1 protein-coding gene is annotated in these 1,423 nt (G+C 60.8%); it reads right to left on the bottom strand.

Features of this window, described 5'->3' with window-relative positions; genetic code table 11:
* Positions 1-3: 3 nt before the first annotated feature.
* Entirely contained in the window at positions 4-1,233 is a 1,230-nt protein-coding gene (locus EOA22_RS33480) for a beta-glucosidase (RefSeq protein ID WP_245478755.1), read from the bottom strand.
* Positions 1,234-1,423: the final 190 nt, after the last annotated feature.

Genomic DNA, 1,423 nt, shown 5'->3' with positions numbered 1-1,423 from the left:
GTATTAACGCGTCAGGTTCGCCGCGAACAAAGCTCGCTGGCGGGCCAATTCCTGCGCGATGGGCTTGCGGACGTGCCGACTGCCGTCCGCCTGGACGACCGAAAACAATCCCACCTCCGCATGCCGCGAATTGTCCCAGCCCGGATAGGCGGTTATCGGGGATAGGCAAATACCTTCGATCGGCGCTTCGAGGTCAATTGCGGCACGCACCTCGTCGCAGACATAATGGAGCCACGCCGCCCCGCCTGATCCCTCGGAGCCGGTCTCGGCGATGAACATCGACTTGCCATATCGATGCGCGACCTCGATCAGCATCTCGGATAGGGCACGGTACTCGTGGTGCCCCATGGGAATCGTCGGCCCGTTGAGGTACCACTGATTGTGCGGATAGAAATTCAGGCCAACGACATCGACAACATCGTCGCTGCCCCCCAACTCGGGCTCTGCCCGGCCCAGCAGCATGTCGTAAGCTTCGAACTGTCCGAGACGGGCATTTTCGGCCCGACGCCGTTCGGTCCGCGTCCGGTCGCGAGGGGCAATGTGGATAAGCGGCTCGGCCCAGACAAATCTGCAAGCGGGATCGACCTCGCGCATCGCGCGAACGCCAGCTATTGCAGCTCTCACGAGGTGCCTCTTGAACCATCCCCGCTTCTTCGGGCCAACGCGCGGGAAATAGCCAACCTCAACAGCCCAGGCGAAAAACGAGATTTCGTTGATCGGGCACAACAAAGGCGCTGTACCGGCGATTGAACGATGAACCCTCACAGCTTCTGCAGCGAACGAGGCATAGGCATCGATGAAATGCATCGCCCCTTGATCAACGTGGTCTGGACAGCCGTAGTGGAAGATGTCCCAGATGACCTGGACACCTGCCGATTGCGCTGCTTCGACCATCGGCGTCCAGCTTGACCAGTCATAGTTTCCAGGAGCGGTTTCGATGAGGTGCCAGCGCAACCCGTCGCGGACGGTACGAAGACCGAGTTCGGCGCAACGGCGGTAGTCGCCCAGGGCGTGCAAATAGTGCGAGGTCGCACGGATAAGATCGAGGCGGACGCCGTCCTTGCGCCGGTGCGACGAGCACTCAAAGCCAGCCATGAAAAAACTGGCGAAGGGCGACGTGCCCGCAATCGAAGTCACCTCATTGCCTTCGCTGTGTCGTGCTTCGCTCATACGAAGTCTCCTGCAGGCATTTGGGCTCAGTCTCGGCTGCCGAATGCAGATCGAAGCAGCCATGAGCAATCCGGCTGCCGTATCTCATCCGCCAGGCTGCACTTTCGTCCTGTGCTTAACGGGATGGTTCCAAACCGGATGATCGAGCCTTTGTTCCCGTCGACCCCGTCAGAGGCAGACAGCAGCCAGGGAAGCAGCTGCCCGAGGCAAGTCGGGGGTCAGGCACATGCCGGGAACGGGTCAGCCAACGCAC

Origin of the sequence: Mesorhizobium sp. M7A.F.Ca.US.014.04.1.1 (assembly GCF_003998745.1) — a bacterium.
GTDB classification, from domain to species: Bacteria; Pseudomonadota; Alphaproteobacteria; order Rhizobiales; family Rhizobiaceae; genus Mesorhizobium; species Mesorhizobium ciceri.
This window is presented reverse-complemented; position numbering and strand designations above follow the sequence as displayed.